Raw genomic sequence first — 12,684 nt, forward strand, 5'->3', positions numbered from 1 at the left:
ACCCCACAACTAAACGCCAACGCCACGACAAGGCACTCCCCCATCCGTGCAGTAACCACTTGGCTGACCTGTATCAATGAGCCCCTGCCAGTCATTTTTTTGGTGCTTTTTTCTTCAATTAGCTACCGCTGTCATCATTTATTTCCACTTATTGCCACAAGCCAGCACAAGATCCGTATAAAAGAGGTTGTTTCCGCTATTTTGATCCGCTAACTTGGCAACCATCTTTTACAACTGACAGGTTTTAGGTACAGATGTTCCCGTTCCGATATTGCTAGCCTCCGGCCCTATCACCGGAGGCACCTTCTGATAACGCCAATTAGCCCCCTCTTGTTGACGTCACTGCTGGCATCGCCTGTTTGCACTGACACCGCTACGTTCGGATGGATAACATGAATACCAAAACCCTGGGTTGTACCCTGTTGATTGCCGGCACCACCATAGGTGCCGGCATGCTGGCCCTGCCGCTGGCCTCCTCGTCCCTCGGCGGCCCCGCCACCCTGATGTTGATGGTCGGCCTCTGGGCCCTGATGGCCTTCACCGCCATGCTGCAGGTGGAAGCGAGCCTTGCCACCGGCAAGTGGTACCTGCACCAACTGGCGGACCATCTGCTCGGCCCCTGGGGCAAGCGCATCGCCTCCTTCTGTATCCTGATGTTGTTCTACTCGCTGGCCTCAGCTTACATCAGCGGTGGCAGCAGCCTGCTGGCACAGGCGCTGGCCGATGCGGGCATGACTCTCAGCCAGGAGCAGGCTGCCTGGGCCTTTACCCTGCTGTTTGGCGGCATGGTCTGTGTCGGCACCCGCTCGGTGGATTACCTCAACCGGCTGATGTTCACCGTCAAACTGGTGATCATGGTGGTGGTGCTGGCGTTGCTGTTGCCCCGCACCGAAGGGCAGCATCTGCTCTCGATGCCGCTGGGTCAGGGCCTGTTGCTGGCGGGCCTGCCGGTCATCTTCACCTCGTTCGGCTTTCACGGCTCCATTCCGAGCGTGATGCTCTACCTCGGTGACTGCCCAAAACAGCTGCGTCGGGTCTTTGTCTGGGGCTCAGCCCTGCCGCTGATCCTCTACGTGCTGTGGCAGGTGGCGATCCTCGGTCTGCTCGGCCAGCAAGCCCTGCTGCAAACCGGCGGCGCGCTGGACAGCCTGCTGGCCAACGTCGGCAAGCTGGTGAGCTGGCCTGCGTTTAATCAGGCGATGCACCTGTTTGCAGATCTGGCACTCGCCACCTCCTTCCTCGGGGTAACGCTGGGGCTGTTCGACTTTATGGCCAAGGCAACCCTCCGCAAGGACAACTGGCAGGGCCGCACTCAGACTGGCCTCATCACCTTTGTGCCGCCATTGCTGTTTGCCCTCTACTTCCCGCAGGGCTTTATCATGGCCCTCGGCTACGCTGCCATTGCGCTGGCGATCCTCGCGGTACTGCTGCCGGTGGCGCTGGTATGGCAGAGCCGCAAGCAGGCGCCTGCCCACCACTACCGCGCCCCGGGTGGCGTAGTGGCGCTGGGAGTGGCCGCCGCCATGGGCGTGCTGATTGTTGGCGTCCAGATCAGCGTCAGCATGGGGCTGCTGCCCGCGCTGTAATCCCCGATACTGAAAGCAAAGCCCCGCCAATTAACTTGGCGGGGCTTTGTGCTATCAACGCTGCCATGATTCTGCCCATTCCCTCCTCGCACAAGAGGGATAAAGGACGTTTCAGCTACGCTTTTTCCATATGCAATGGAGTGGGGAGCAAGGTATGAAGTGGGCTGGCTGGTGGCTGCTGTTTTGCCTGAACTCGATTGCCCAGGGCGCGCCCCTGACTCTGGCGGCGCCCGTGGAATATATCCCCCTGCTGCGCCCCTTCTATGAGGAGTGGTTTGGCAAGGCCAGGGTCGATTTTACCTTTATCCCCTGTACCAGCGCCCGCTGCAAAAAGCTGCTTGATTCCGATAGCACCATCGCTGGCGATATCGCCCGGATCAAGGGCTTTGAGCAGACCCATCCGCATATGATCCCGGTCGGCACGGCGATTGGCGAAGTGACCATCTATGCCCAGAGCAAGCAGGACGCCAGCTGGCCACCCGCCAGTCAGGAGCGGGTTGGCTGCCTGCGCGGCATTCAGTGGTGCAGCCGCTATCTCGACAGTCGACGCATCGTCTGGTTCAACGATGAGAAGCAGGGTCTCGCCCTGTTCCAGCGCGGCAGAACCGACTGGGTGATCCGGCTACTGCCCACCAATCAATCCCCCCTTGCCGCACCATGGAAACGGGTCTCCGATATCGAGGTTTATCTCTACCTCAACAAGAGCCGCCAGGCCGATATCGCCGCCCTTGTCCAATCCCAGCAGCAGCTGATAGCGAGCGGCCGCTGGCAGCAGATGCAGGAGCGCTACTTCTCGGCCCTGCTGACCCCCATCCGCTGATCGGGGCACCACAGAACAAACCGCCAAGAACCGTGTTTTATACAATCTTTTTTGCCACCGAAGCCTGAACGGACAGTTCAAAACCCGTTCATGCCCGCTCGCTACACTGCCCCCTCGTTTATCGCTTTCAGGAGCCTGAAAACAATGATGTTGCATCTCACGAAGAGTTCCCTTGCCCTTGCCCTTGCTCTGCTGGCAGCCAGCGGCGCCCTCAGCGCGGCCGAAATCACCAACAACAATATCACCGAGGCCGACATCAAGGCGGCGCAGGATGCCTGGGGCGCGGCGCTCATCAAGATCAGCGATGACTATCGGGCCGGCGGCATTGAGCGCGCCAAAGCCACCGCCGAGGCGGTACTCGACAGCGCTTATGGCTACCAGCAGGGGCCGGTACTGTTCAAACCCACCCTCGCCGGTGGTGAGCAGACCTTTCGCACCACCCGCGAGGGGGCGCTGGCCTATTTTGTCGGCAACAACAGCGCCTATCCGGCAGATAGCGGCTTTGCCCTGAAAAACTGGCAGAGCTACCGCTATGACAATGCCGCCGTCTATATCAACGGCAACATGGCGCTGACCATGGGCAAGGTGCATCTGGTGGATCGCGACAACAAGGAGACCACGGTCGACAAGAGCTGGGGTTTCAAGAAGGGGGATGATGGCAAGGTGCGCATCGTGCTGCACCACTCCTCTCTCCCCTACGGCGCCTGACTGGCGAAGTGCAGCTGACAGAGCACGCCACCTAAAACCAGACAACAAGCCCTGCCAGACTGGCGGGGCTTTTTTATCCGGCAAGGGTGCTTTGGGCGCCATGGCCGAGCCCCCTTTACTGCTACCCTCAAGGGCAAGCCATTGAGCGCGCAACAGATCCATGCTTATCCATCACCTCGGGAGCCCTACGCCATGACCATACTGCCCATCTATGCAGCCCTGCTTGCCCTGCTCTTTGTCCTGCTCAGCGTACGCACCATTCGCACCCGTCACCGCCAGAAAGTGGCGCTCGGCCATGGCGATGATCCCGCCATGCTGCGGGCCATGCGGGTGCACGCCAACTTTGCCGAGTATGTCCCCCTCGCCCTGCTGCTCATCTATTTCGTCGAAACCGGCAGCCATGCCCCCTGGCTGGTTCATCTGCTAGGGAGTGCCCTGCTGCTTGGTCGCCTCTGTCACGCCTTCGGCATGAGCCGCACACCGGAGCATTTCCGCTATCGGGTGGTGGGAATGGGGCTGACTTTCACCGTCATTTTGCTGAGTGCGGCCTGTCTCCTGATCACCGCCCTGCTCTCCTGACCAGAGCAGGTCAGCCAAACGCGGATCTGCAGAAGCAGAAATAGAAAAGCCCTGCCGATATGGCAGGGCTTTTCGTTTAACCGATCAGGGTGGAGAGTGGCTCTCCTTGCCCTTACTGGTTATGGCTGGCGCGACGGGGACGACGGGCCTGAGCCGGTTTGCCAGCGCCCTCAGCCGGACGCTGACCACCTTGCGGCTTGGGCTTGCCGCCGTTGCCAGTGCGATTGCCACCACCGTTAGCACCGGCGCCATTGCCGGAGCGACCGGCACCTTGACGCTGGCCTTGACCTTGCGGACGCGGCGCACGGCGCTGCTCGCTCGGATCACGGGGCTCTTTGCGCAGCGGCGCGCCGATACCACGGGCGATGTTGTCGAGGGTCTCGCGGGACGCTTCGAAGCCGGGCACCTGCTCGCAGGGGATGTTCTGCTTGGTCAGACGCTCGATGGCTTTGATCAGTTTGCCTTCATCGGCCGCAACCAGGGAGATGGCGTGACCGGCCGCGCCGGCACGACCGGTACGACCGATACGGTGCACGTAATCTTCCGCCACGTTGGGCAACTCGAAGTTGACCACTTGCGGCAGCTTGTCGATGTCAAGACCACGGGCGGCGATATCGGTCGCCACCAGCACCTTGACGCTACCATCCTTGAAACCGGCCAGCGCGCGGGTACGGGCACCCTGGCTCTTGTTGCCGTGAATGGCGGCAGCACTGATGCCGTCTTTTTCAAGCTTCTCGGCAACGCGGTTGGCGATGTGCTTGGTACGGGTAAAGACCAGCACCTGCTGCCAGTTGTTGCTGGAGATCAGGTGGCTCAGCAGGGCAATCTTGTTGGCCTTGTCGCACGGGTGCACCAGCTGCTCGATACGCTCGGCGGTACTGTTGCGGGGGGCAACTTCAATGACAGCCGGGTTGTCCAGCAGGCCAGTGGCCAGCTCGCGAATTTCATCGGCGAAGGTGGCGGAGAAGAGCAGGTTCTGGCGCTTCTTCGGCAGCAGGGTCAGGATGCGGCGGATGTCGCGGATAAAGCCCATGTCGAGCATGCGATCCGCTTCGTCCAGTACCAGGATCTCCACCTCGTCAAACTTGACGGCATTCTGGTTGTAGAGATCGATCAGACGGCCCGGACAGGCCACCAGCACGTCCAGACCACGGCGAGTCGCCATCATCTGCGGGTTGATGCTCACGCCACCGAATACCACGTGGCTGCGCAGGGGCAGATGCTTGCCATAGTTGCGCACGCTCTCGCCCACCTGGGCGGCCAGCTCGCGCGTCGGGGTCAGTACCAGCGCACGGACGCGGTTCGGAGAGACCTTGCGCTTGCTCTCCATCAGACGTTGCAGCATCGGCAGGGTAAAGCCTGCGGTCTTGCCGGTCCCTGTTTGGGCCGCCGCCATCAGATCGCGGCCAGCCAGAACGGCGGGGATCGCTTGCTGCTGAATGGGAGACGGGGTGTCGTAGCCTTGTTCGGCAACGGCACGCAACAAGGGTTCGGCCAGACCGAGGGAAGTAAAACTCATAATTACCTGCTAGGGATAGGGGCGCCGACAATCCGGGATGGGGCTCCTCTGCTGAGCCGATGCCATCTCGCCAGACTCGGGCCTGTTGAGAACACAACGATTTCCCCGGGGAGCAGAGCAAAGGGGAAAGAATAGGGGCGCAGTCTAACGGAGTTGTGCCGGATAAACGAGAAAAATGTGATGCTCCTCCCAGCACGCACAGAAAAGCCCTCTGCTCTCCACCGAATAATCCCGTTGACCAGTGAAGCACGAACCACACTATTAACTGACAACTTATTACCTGTCCCGCCATCGTGATGCGCGGGTCGCAGGCGCACGGGATAGCAGAGAACAAAAAGCAGAATAACGAGGTTAAGCTATGAGCACGCAATATCGTCCCCACGGCAACTGGCAGGCCAAGCTCTGCCTGCTGCTGCTTTTGCTGACCCCTTCCCTGCAGGCCAGTCAGACCCTGACCGTGGCCTGGAGCCACTGGCCCCCCTTCAGTCAAATCAACAACCGGGGTGAGCTGGACGGGCTGGATGTCAGCCTGACTCGCCAGATCCTCACCCAGGCGGGCTTTGCCCCCAAATTTCGTGAGATCCCCTGGGCGCGGGCACTCCATCTGGTGGAGCACGATCAGCTGGATGTGGCGATGGCCGCACTACCACTACCGGAGCGGCAGAAGTATGCCCGCTTCTCTGCACCCTATCGCCAGAGCGCCTATGTGCTGTTGAGTAATAACCCGATTCCAGGCCATCAGGATCGCTGGGGAAAGCTCGATACCTTGTCCAAACTGTGCCACAACAAGGATCTCAAAATTGGCAAACTGCGCGGTACTCGCCCCATTCATCAAATGGACGAGTGTCCTGCCCTCAAGGGGGCGACCGAGTACAATGCCGATGATCGACTAATCGAACTGCTGCTGGCCCGCCGTCTCGATGGCATCATTATGGAGTGGCAATATGCACGCTATCGGCTCTCCCAATTGGGCGCCGAGGGGTTTATCAGTTGTCAGCTGTTGCTGCACCATCAGCCGGTCAGCCTGATGTTTGCCAAAAACAGCATGAGCGAAGAGCAGCTCCTCAAGGTCAACGAGGCCATTCACGCTATGCCCAAACACCATGGGAAGTTCTCTCCCCCCAACTGCCGTCTCGATGCCGATCCGCAGGACGCTGATCACTCTTGATAACCGACGAGTGATAGAAGTACCGCAGAGCATAAGAACAAAGGCGACCCGAAGGTCGCCTTTGATTTGGTTGACGAACCAGCACCCTGAACAGGGTGCGATCAGTCGATGTGCAGCAATAGCGATCAACGCAGCTGTGGGGTATGGGTCAACACCCCCTGATTCTGGGCACGATGGCGCAGCAGGTGATCCATCAACACCAGCGCCAGCATGGCTTCGGCGATGGGCACGGCGCGAATGCCGACACAGGGATCGTGACGCCCCTTGGTGATCATCTCGATGGCCTCACCTTCGGTATTGATGGTCTTGCCCGGCACAGTGATGCTGGAAGTCGGTTTGAGCGCCATGCTCACCACAATATCCTGACCCGACGAGATGCCGCCCAGAATGCCACCCGCATGGTTGCTGGCAAAGCCCGCCGGGGTCATCTCGTCGCGATGCTCGGAGCCTTTTTGCTCCACCACCGCAAAGCCATCACCGATCTCCACCCCTTTCACCGCATTGATGCCCATCATGGCATGGGCAATGTCGGCGTCGAGACGATCAAACACCGGCTCACCCAGGCCCACCGGCACATTGCGCGCAATGACCTGCACCTTGGCACCGATACTGTTGCCCTCTTTTTTCAGGTCGCGCATATATTGATCGAGCGCTTCCAGCTTGCCCGCATCGGGGAAGAAGAAGGGATTCTGCTCAATCTGCGCCGCGTCAAACGCCTCAGCCTTGATGGGGCCGAGCTGGGAGAGAAAACCGGTGATCTCGATGCCATGTACCTGTTTCAGGTACTTCTTGGCAATCGCCCCCGCCGCCACTCGCATCGCGGTCTCGCGGGCAGATGAGCGACCACCGCCACGATAGTCCCGCTGACCATACTTCTGGTGGTAGGTGTAGTCAGCATGACCCGGCCGGAACAGATCCTTGATATCGGAGTAATCCTTGGAGCGCTGATCGGTATTCTCGATGAGCAGCCCGATGGAGGTGCCGGTGGTCTTGCCCTCGAACACCCCGGAGAGGATCTTCACCTCGTCCGGCTCGCGGCGCGGCGTGGTGTAGCGGGAAGTGCCGGGCTTGCGCCGATCCAGATCCCCCTGCAGATCCGCTTCGCTGATCTCCAGCCCAGGCGGGCAACCATCGACCACGGCGCCCAGCGCCAGGCCGTGGCTCTCGCCAAAGGTGGTGACCCGAAAGAGTTGACCAAAACTGTTCCCTGCCATGCGCGCTCCTGCTTAGTTCTTGTAGATGGCGAAATGATCCTGATACTGCACCAGCTCTTCACGGGTCATCACAAAGACGCCGTGACCGCCGTTTTCGAATTCAACCCAGGTAAAGGGGATCTCGGGGAACTGGGCTTCCAGATGGATCATGCTGTTGCCTACTTCAACCACCAGCACACCGTTATCCTTGAGGAAATCGGCGGCATGGGCCAGCAGACGCTTGGTCAGCTTGAGACCATCGGAGCCGGACGCCAGCGCCAGCTCGGGCTCGTGACGGAACTCTTCCGGCAGATCCGACATGTCTTCGGAGTCCACATAGGGCGGGTTGGAGACGATGAGATCGTATTTGTCGCCCGCCGGCAGATCGCGGAACAGATCGGAGCGGATCGGTATGACCTGCTGCTCCAGCCCGTGATCGTTGATGTTGCGCTCGGCCACGTTCAGTGCATCGATGCTGATGTCGATGGCATCCACTTCCGCTTCCGGGAACTCGTGGGCCATGATGATGGCGATACAGCCGGAGCCGGTGCACAAGTCCATGATCCGGGTCGGTTCATGTTTGAGGAAGGGCGCGAAACGGTTGGCGACCATCTCGGCAATGGGGGAACGGGGAATGAGCACCCGCTCGTCCACGTAGAACTCCCAACCGGCATACCAGGCCTTGTTGGTCAGGTAGGCGGCAGGTACCCGCTCCTGTACGCGGCGGATAATCAGTTCGGCGATACGGTGACGCTCGCTGCTGGTGAGACGGGAGTGGCGCATGGCCGGGTCTACATCCGGTGGCAGATGTAACGCGGGCAGTACCAGCTGCACAGCTTCATCCCAGGCGTTGTCGGTTCCATGACCGTAAAAAATCCCGGCGTCGTTGAAACGACTCATGGCCCAACGCAACATGTCCTGGATGGTGTGCATCTCGGCAACCACCTCATCGATAAATATCTTGTCCAAATCCACCTCCAAGTCGAGTAATATCCGGCCCGAGCCCCGTTTACGTTGCGGGCAAGACGCATACCTAATACATGAGCATCTGATGAAAAAAACGCCCTCACCGACAGACGAGGAAACCCTGCTGTTCCGCGATGCGATAAAAGGTACCCGGAAAATCAAGCAAGATACCATAAGGGCCGAGTTACGCCCGGTCAAGCAGAAACGCGAATTGCGCGAAACCCGCGAAAAGCTTGGGGTTGACCACTATTTCAGCGATGAGTATCAGCCCCATCTCGACGATGATGGGCCGACCCGTTACGTGCGGGAAGATGTGTCAAAATTTGAGCTGAAAAAGCTCAAGCGGGGCATTTATCCGCCGGAGATCTACCTGGATCTGCACGGCATGAACCAGCAGCAGGCAAAACAGGAGCTGGCCGCCCTGCTCACCCTCTGCCAGAAAGAGAACATTCACGTCGCCTCGGTGATGCACGGCATCGGCAAACATATTCTCAAACAGCGCATTCCCTGCTGGCTGGCCCAGCACCCCAATGTGCGCGCCTTCCATCAGGCTCCCCGCGAATGGGGTGGCGACAGCGCCATTCTGGTGTTGCTGGATATCGAAGAGTAGAAAAAGCAGCGCACAAACTAACTCTGCCCAACCGGTCGATTGAATCGCAATGGTGATATAGAGGAGTCAAGATTGACCACCAGCATGCCGCCGTTGGGCAACTGCCACGCGAATAAGTCATCAAATCCGGCGGTCGTTAGGGCGCGGATCACCTTGGCGACCACACCGTGCGCCACCAGCAATACCCGCTCCCCCTGCATGGTCGAGGCCAGTGCCGTTAGTCCCTGCGAGACTCGGGCAATCACCTCATCCAGCGTCTCACCGCCAAGCGGAGCCTCCGCCCAGCGCCGGGTGATGTTGCGCACCCACAACTCGGGATAACGCGCCTTGGCCTCTCCTCAAACAGACCGACATGCCGCTCACGAAAGGCCGGAGCAAGCTCCACAGGCAACCCCAACTGGCGTGAGAAGATCGCGGCGCTCTCTCTTGTTCGCAGCAGGGGCGACGCCAGCAACCGATCGAACGGGGCCAGTGTGGTCGCTATCTCATTGGCCAGCCAGCATATATGCCGCGCGCCATCTTGGTTGAGCCCGATATCCAACGCCCCTTGATAGCGCCCCTCGGCGTTGGCTTGGGTCTCTCCATGGCGGATCACTATCAGCTCCATGGTGTACTCCTCTTTCTACGTGGAATATCACAAAACTACTTCCCTTTCGGATAACGGGGATGATCGTCCTGGATCGGCAACCAGGAGAGCTGGCTGACGGTATGGATGTGATAGGTTGGTGCGACCGTTTCGGGGTTATCAAGTGGGACAATAGCCAGCGTCAGGTACTCGGGGTATTGAATGCTGCGATAGCTGAGGGTGGCGCCACAGGTTGCACAAAAGCCGCGTCGAATCGCCTCCGACGAGGCGTACTCAGTCAATACGCCGCATAGCCATTGCACCTGTTTCACCCGAAAATCCATCCAGGCGCCGACCGGAGCGCCGGTCGTGCGCTGACAATCCCGGCAGTGGCAAAAATCGGTAGCAAAGGGAGCAGCTAGCACCTTGTAGCGGATTGCACCACAATGGCAACCCCCCTCTAATATCCCGTTACGAGAAATCACCATCTTGTTTACCATCAAGTCCACGTTTGAAGGCATATATTGCCAGCCTAACATCCCGTTACACTAAGTTGATTAGTGCAGAAAACCAATGAAATTTGCGATTTATCAGCGCCCGTTTCAGATATTATTGACACAGTTCACCATTTTTCAGACAGAAGATAACCACTCTCACCTCCCATCATAACGGTTATGGGGGCTCTGATTATTCATCCCGCTGACAATATGAGATATTGCCACTCACTACTGGCCTGCGAATATAAGACAAGCTCACCCGAGCCCATATAAATCTGTTCGTCGCAGCCATATTCCACGCTATTTAATTGGAACCTGCATGATGAAGTTATTCACTCCCCTGGTGGTTGCCACGGCGATCTTCTCTTCCGTGGCGATAGCAACCCCCTCTCCCCATATCGTCGGCGCCACCCTTGGCTATGGCACCCAGTCATTCAAAGCACAAAATGGGGATCAGGCCGATGGCGGTGACAATATGACTGCCGATCTCTATTACCGTTATATGTTCAACGATTATATCGGTATCGATTCAGGAATATTGTTTGGTACCGGTGGCGTAGTCAGCGCCCTCTTCGATGCAACCCTCAATGACGTAAAAGATATCCATTACAAAGGGATCCGCTCTGCCTTGTATGCACAATTCCCGGTCTCTTCCGGCAACAGCTTTTATGCCAAACTGGGTGCCAACGCCCACAGAGTCGAATACACGATCAACAAGGAAGATCAGAGCAACTCCGGGGTCGGTTTTTATGGCGCTGCGGGTTGGCAATATCGCTTTGATTCGGGTATCGGACTCAATGCGGAGTACCAATATATCCCCATGCCTCGACTCGATGTCAAAGGGGTCAGTGTCGGTCTCAACTACCGTTTCTGATCCCGCCTGATGGGGCGACAACAGGCCGATAACGGGTAAAAAGCAGGGAGATATCTCCTCCCTGCTGCCTGCTTGTTTCCACTACCGATAGATCATGGTGATTGACCATGATCCCAACGGCAACCTTATTTGGTCACCACCACAGCCCAGGGGCCACCTTTGGCGGGATCATCCCCTTGCGTCCACCATTTGGCCTGATAGACGGCGCCCTTGTAGCTCACCTTGTTGCCCGCGGTATAGACCTTGCTGGCCTCCCAGGCAGGCTGGCCATCAATGGGCGGGTCAACCGGATCGACCGGGGCAGGATCGAGCTTGGCGACGATCCGCACTTTCGGCCAGTTGGCGTGGGAACCGTAGAAGTTGGTCACGCACTTCTCGTAATCACCCGGCACCAGCGCAGAATAAGCGGTCTGGAAGCCCACCAGCTCACACTCGAAGGAGTAACCGCCCGGGCGATCAGGATAGTACTTCCAGTTGCCATCCCAGTTGGTGTAGAGCACGTCGGTAGCGCCGTTGAGATTGAGGCTGCCATAGGGAGTCTGCTGCCAGCAGGTGTTCTTCTCATCCGCCTTGACCGGGATCTGGTAGTGGTTGGCCAGCCCTTCCCAGTAGCGGATGCGATTGACCGGCTGCCCTTTGTCCTTGTTCTGTTCACCACACTCGATACCGCCGTTGATGACGTTGATGGTGGTACCGAAGCCATAGCCGATACCGGCGTCAGCTTCCCGTTTGGAGGGTACCCAGGTGCGATCAATCACGTGCAGCATGGCCGGTTTCGGGGCCTGCGGGGTGAGGAAGAACCAGATGGCAGAAGCGAGGTTGAGCCAGGAGTCCGCCACCAGCCCCGGGTTGTTGAGCAGCACTGAGGCATCGCCATCAAACATCGCCTCGGAGAAGGCCCCGTAGTTGAAGTGGTAAGAAAGCTGCTTGGCGCCGCGGCCAAAGTAACCTTGTCCGGTACTGCAGGGCCACTTCTTGTTCTGCCAGTCGTTCTGGCCACAGCCGGTGGTATAACCGGTCTGTCCCTCTGACCAGCCCATCTCCCGCACATGCACCAGCGCCTGTTGCCACTCCTCCAGCCCCAGCGGGTTATCGGAGACGTTCTCCTTGGCAATATGGCCGCCGGTCTCCTGAGAGAAGTGGGCAAAGGCCGTCACAATGGATTTTTTACAGATCGCATCAGAATCGCGCCCGTCGTTATATTCGCCGCAGAACGCAGGAAATTTACCGATGGCCCGCAAGAAGCGGACATAGGTATATTCCGGCGCGGCCATCTGGGTTAAATATTCCCATTCAGATTGGGGAAATACCCGTTCAACCCGTTTTACGTTGTCAGGATTGCTTGCCAGACCCGGTTCAATGGCATCGACTATTTTATTTGACCGGGTGGCCAGTGCCTTGGCCCATATTGTATACATGGGGTTGGCCGTCTTGGCCTTTTCCACCGCGGCCAGATCCGGGGCCGCAATCACATATCCTCCCGCATTTTGTGGATCGGGTTGAATATTCATGGTTGCACTTATTACGGCATAGCTGGGCAATACGCAAGCGGCAGCGATCAGCCAGGCACAACGCTTGGGTTTGAACATGTTTATCGTC

At 58.5% G+C, this 12,684-nt stretch carries 12 protein-coding genes and 1 pseudogene; 7 read left to right on the forward strand and 6 right to left on the reverse strand.

The annotated features are described in order from the left end of the window. Positions 1–392: 392 nt before the first annotated feature. The 4 genes from G5182_RS07625 to G5182_RS07640 all read left to right on the forward strand — a co-directional run bounded on the left by G5182_RS07625 (position 393) and on the right by G5182_RS07640 (position 3,693). The gene (locus G5182_RS07625; protein ID WP_227342842.1) at positions 393–1,586 is read left to right on the forward strand and encodes an aromatic amino acid transport family protein; all 1,194 of its coding nucleotides are present in this window, start codon (positions 393–395) and stop codon (positions 1,584–1,586) included. Positions 1,587–1,740: 154 nt separating this feature from the next. Beyond that, entirely contained in the window at positions 1,741–2,406 is a 666-nt protein-coding gene (locus G5182_RS07630) for a hypothetical protein (RefSeq protein WP_227342840.1), read from the forward strand. Between the two features lie 144 nt (positions 2,407–2,550). After that, on the forward strand, positions 2,551–3,114 hold the full coding sequence (locus G5182_RS07635; RefSeq protein WP_216953543.1) for a hypothetical protein: 564 nt from the start codon (positions 2,551–2,553) through the stop codon (positions 3,112–3,114). A 192-nt stretch (positions 3,115–3,306) separates the two neighbouring features. Then, complete coding sequence (locus G5182_RS07640; protein WP_227342837.1) at positions 3,307–3,693, forward strand: MAPEG family protein; 387 nt, start codon at positions 3,307–3,309, stop codon at positions 3,691–3,693. A gap of 112 nt (positions 3,694–3,805) precedes the next feature. Here G5182_RS07640 and G5182_RS07645 read toward each other — a convergent pair whose 3' ends face one another. Further along, positions 3,806–5,212, reverse strand: coding sequence for a DEAD/DEAH box helicase (locus tag G5182_RS07645; protein ID WP_227342835.1), 1,407 nt, complete (start codon positions 5,210–5,212; stop codon positions 3,806–3,808). A 358-nt stretch (positions 5,213–5,570) separates the two neighbouring features. Between G5182_RS07645 and G5182_RS07650 the strand changes: the two genes are divergently transcribed. Continuing rightward, positions 5,571–6,380, forward strand: a complete 810-nt coding sequence (locus tag G5182_RS07650; protein WP_106843347.1) for a substrate-binding periplasmic protein — start codon at positions 5,571–5,573, stop codon at positions 6,378–6,380. 125 nt (positions 6,381–6,505) lie between these two features. Here G5182_RS07650 and aroC read toward each other — a convergent pair whose 3' ends face one another. Together aroC and prmB are read right to left on the reverse strand one after the other, a co-directional pair. Then, positions 6,506–7,594 (reverse strand): chorismate synthase, encoded by a 1,089-nt coding sequence (aroC, locus tag G5182_RS07655; protein ID WP_201951171.1) that lies wholly within the window; start codon positions 7,592–7,594, stop codon positions 6,506–6,508. 12 nt (positions 7,595–7,606) lie between these two features. Beyond that, positions 7,607–8,542 carry a 50S ribosomal protein L3 N(5)-glutamine methyltransferase gene (gene prmB, locus G5182_RS07660; protein WP_139462539.1) on the reverse strand — a complete coding sequence of 312 codons (936 nt, stop codon included), beginning with the start codon at positions 8,540–8,542 and terminating at the stop codon, positions 7,607–7,609. Positions 8,543–8,624: 82 nt separating this feature from the next. On the opposite strand from prmB, the gene smrB reads away from it, so the two are divergent. Beyond that, positions 8,625–9,149 carry an endonuclease SmrB gene (gene smrB, locus G5182_RS07665; RefSeq protein ID WP_201951174.1) on the forward strand — a complete coding sequence of 175 codons (525 nt, stop codon included), beginning with the start codon at positions 8,625–8,627 and terminating at the stop codon, positions 9,147–9,149. A 17-nt stretch (positions 9,150–9,166) separates the two neighbouring features. Here the strand turns inward: smrB and G5182_RS07670 are convergent. Then, a pseudogene (locus tag G5182_RS07670) lies at positions 9,167–9,756 on the reverse strand (histidine phosphatase family protein). 35 nt (positions 9,757–9,791) lie between these two features. After that, positions 9,792–10,214 carry a GFA family protein gene (locus G5182_RS07675; protein WP_335843780.1) on the reverse strand — a complete coding sequence of 141 codons (423 nt, stop codon included), beginning with the start codon at positions 10,212–10,214 and terminating at the stop codon, positions 9,792–9,794. A gap of 316 nt (positions 10,215–10,530) precedes the next feature. Between G5182_RS07675 and G5182_RS07680 the strand changes: the two genes are divergently transcribed. Next, complete coding sequence (locus G5182_RS07680; RefSeq protein ID WP_227342831.1) at positions 10,531–11,085, forward strand: porin family protein; 555 nt, start codon at positions 10,531–10,533, stop codon at positions 11,083–11,085. A gap of 125 nt (positions 11,086–11,210) precedes the next feature. Here G5182_RS07680 and G5182_RS07685 read toward each other — a convergent pair whose 3' ends face one another. Beyond that, the gene (locus G5182_RS07685) at positions 11,211–12,674 is read right to left on the reverse strand and encodes a chitinase (protein ID WP_227342829.1); all 1,464 of its coding nucleotides are present in this window, start codon (positions 12,672–12,674) and stop codon (positions 11,211–11,213) included. Positions 12,675–12,684: the final 10 nt, after the last annotated feature.

It is taken from the genome of Aeromonas sp. 600948 (assembly GCF_049174875.1).
GTDB classification, from domain to species: Bacteria; Pseudomonadota; Gammaproteobacteria; order Enterobacterales; family Aeromonadaceae; genus Aeromonas; species Aeromonas veronii_A.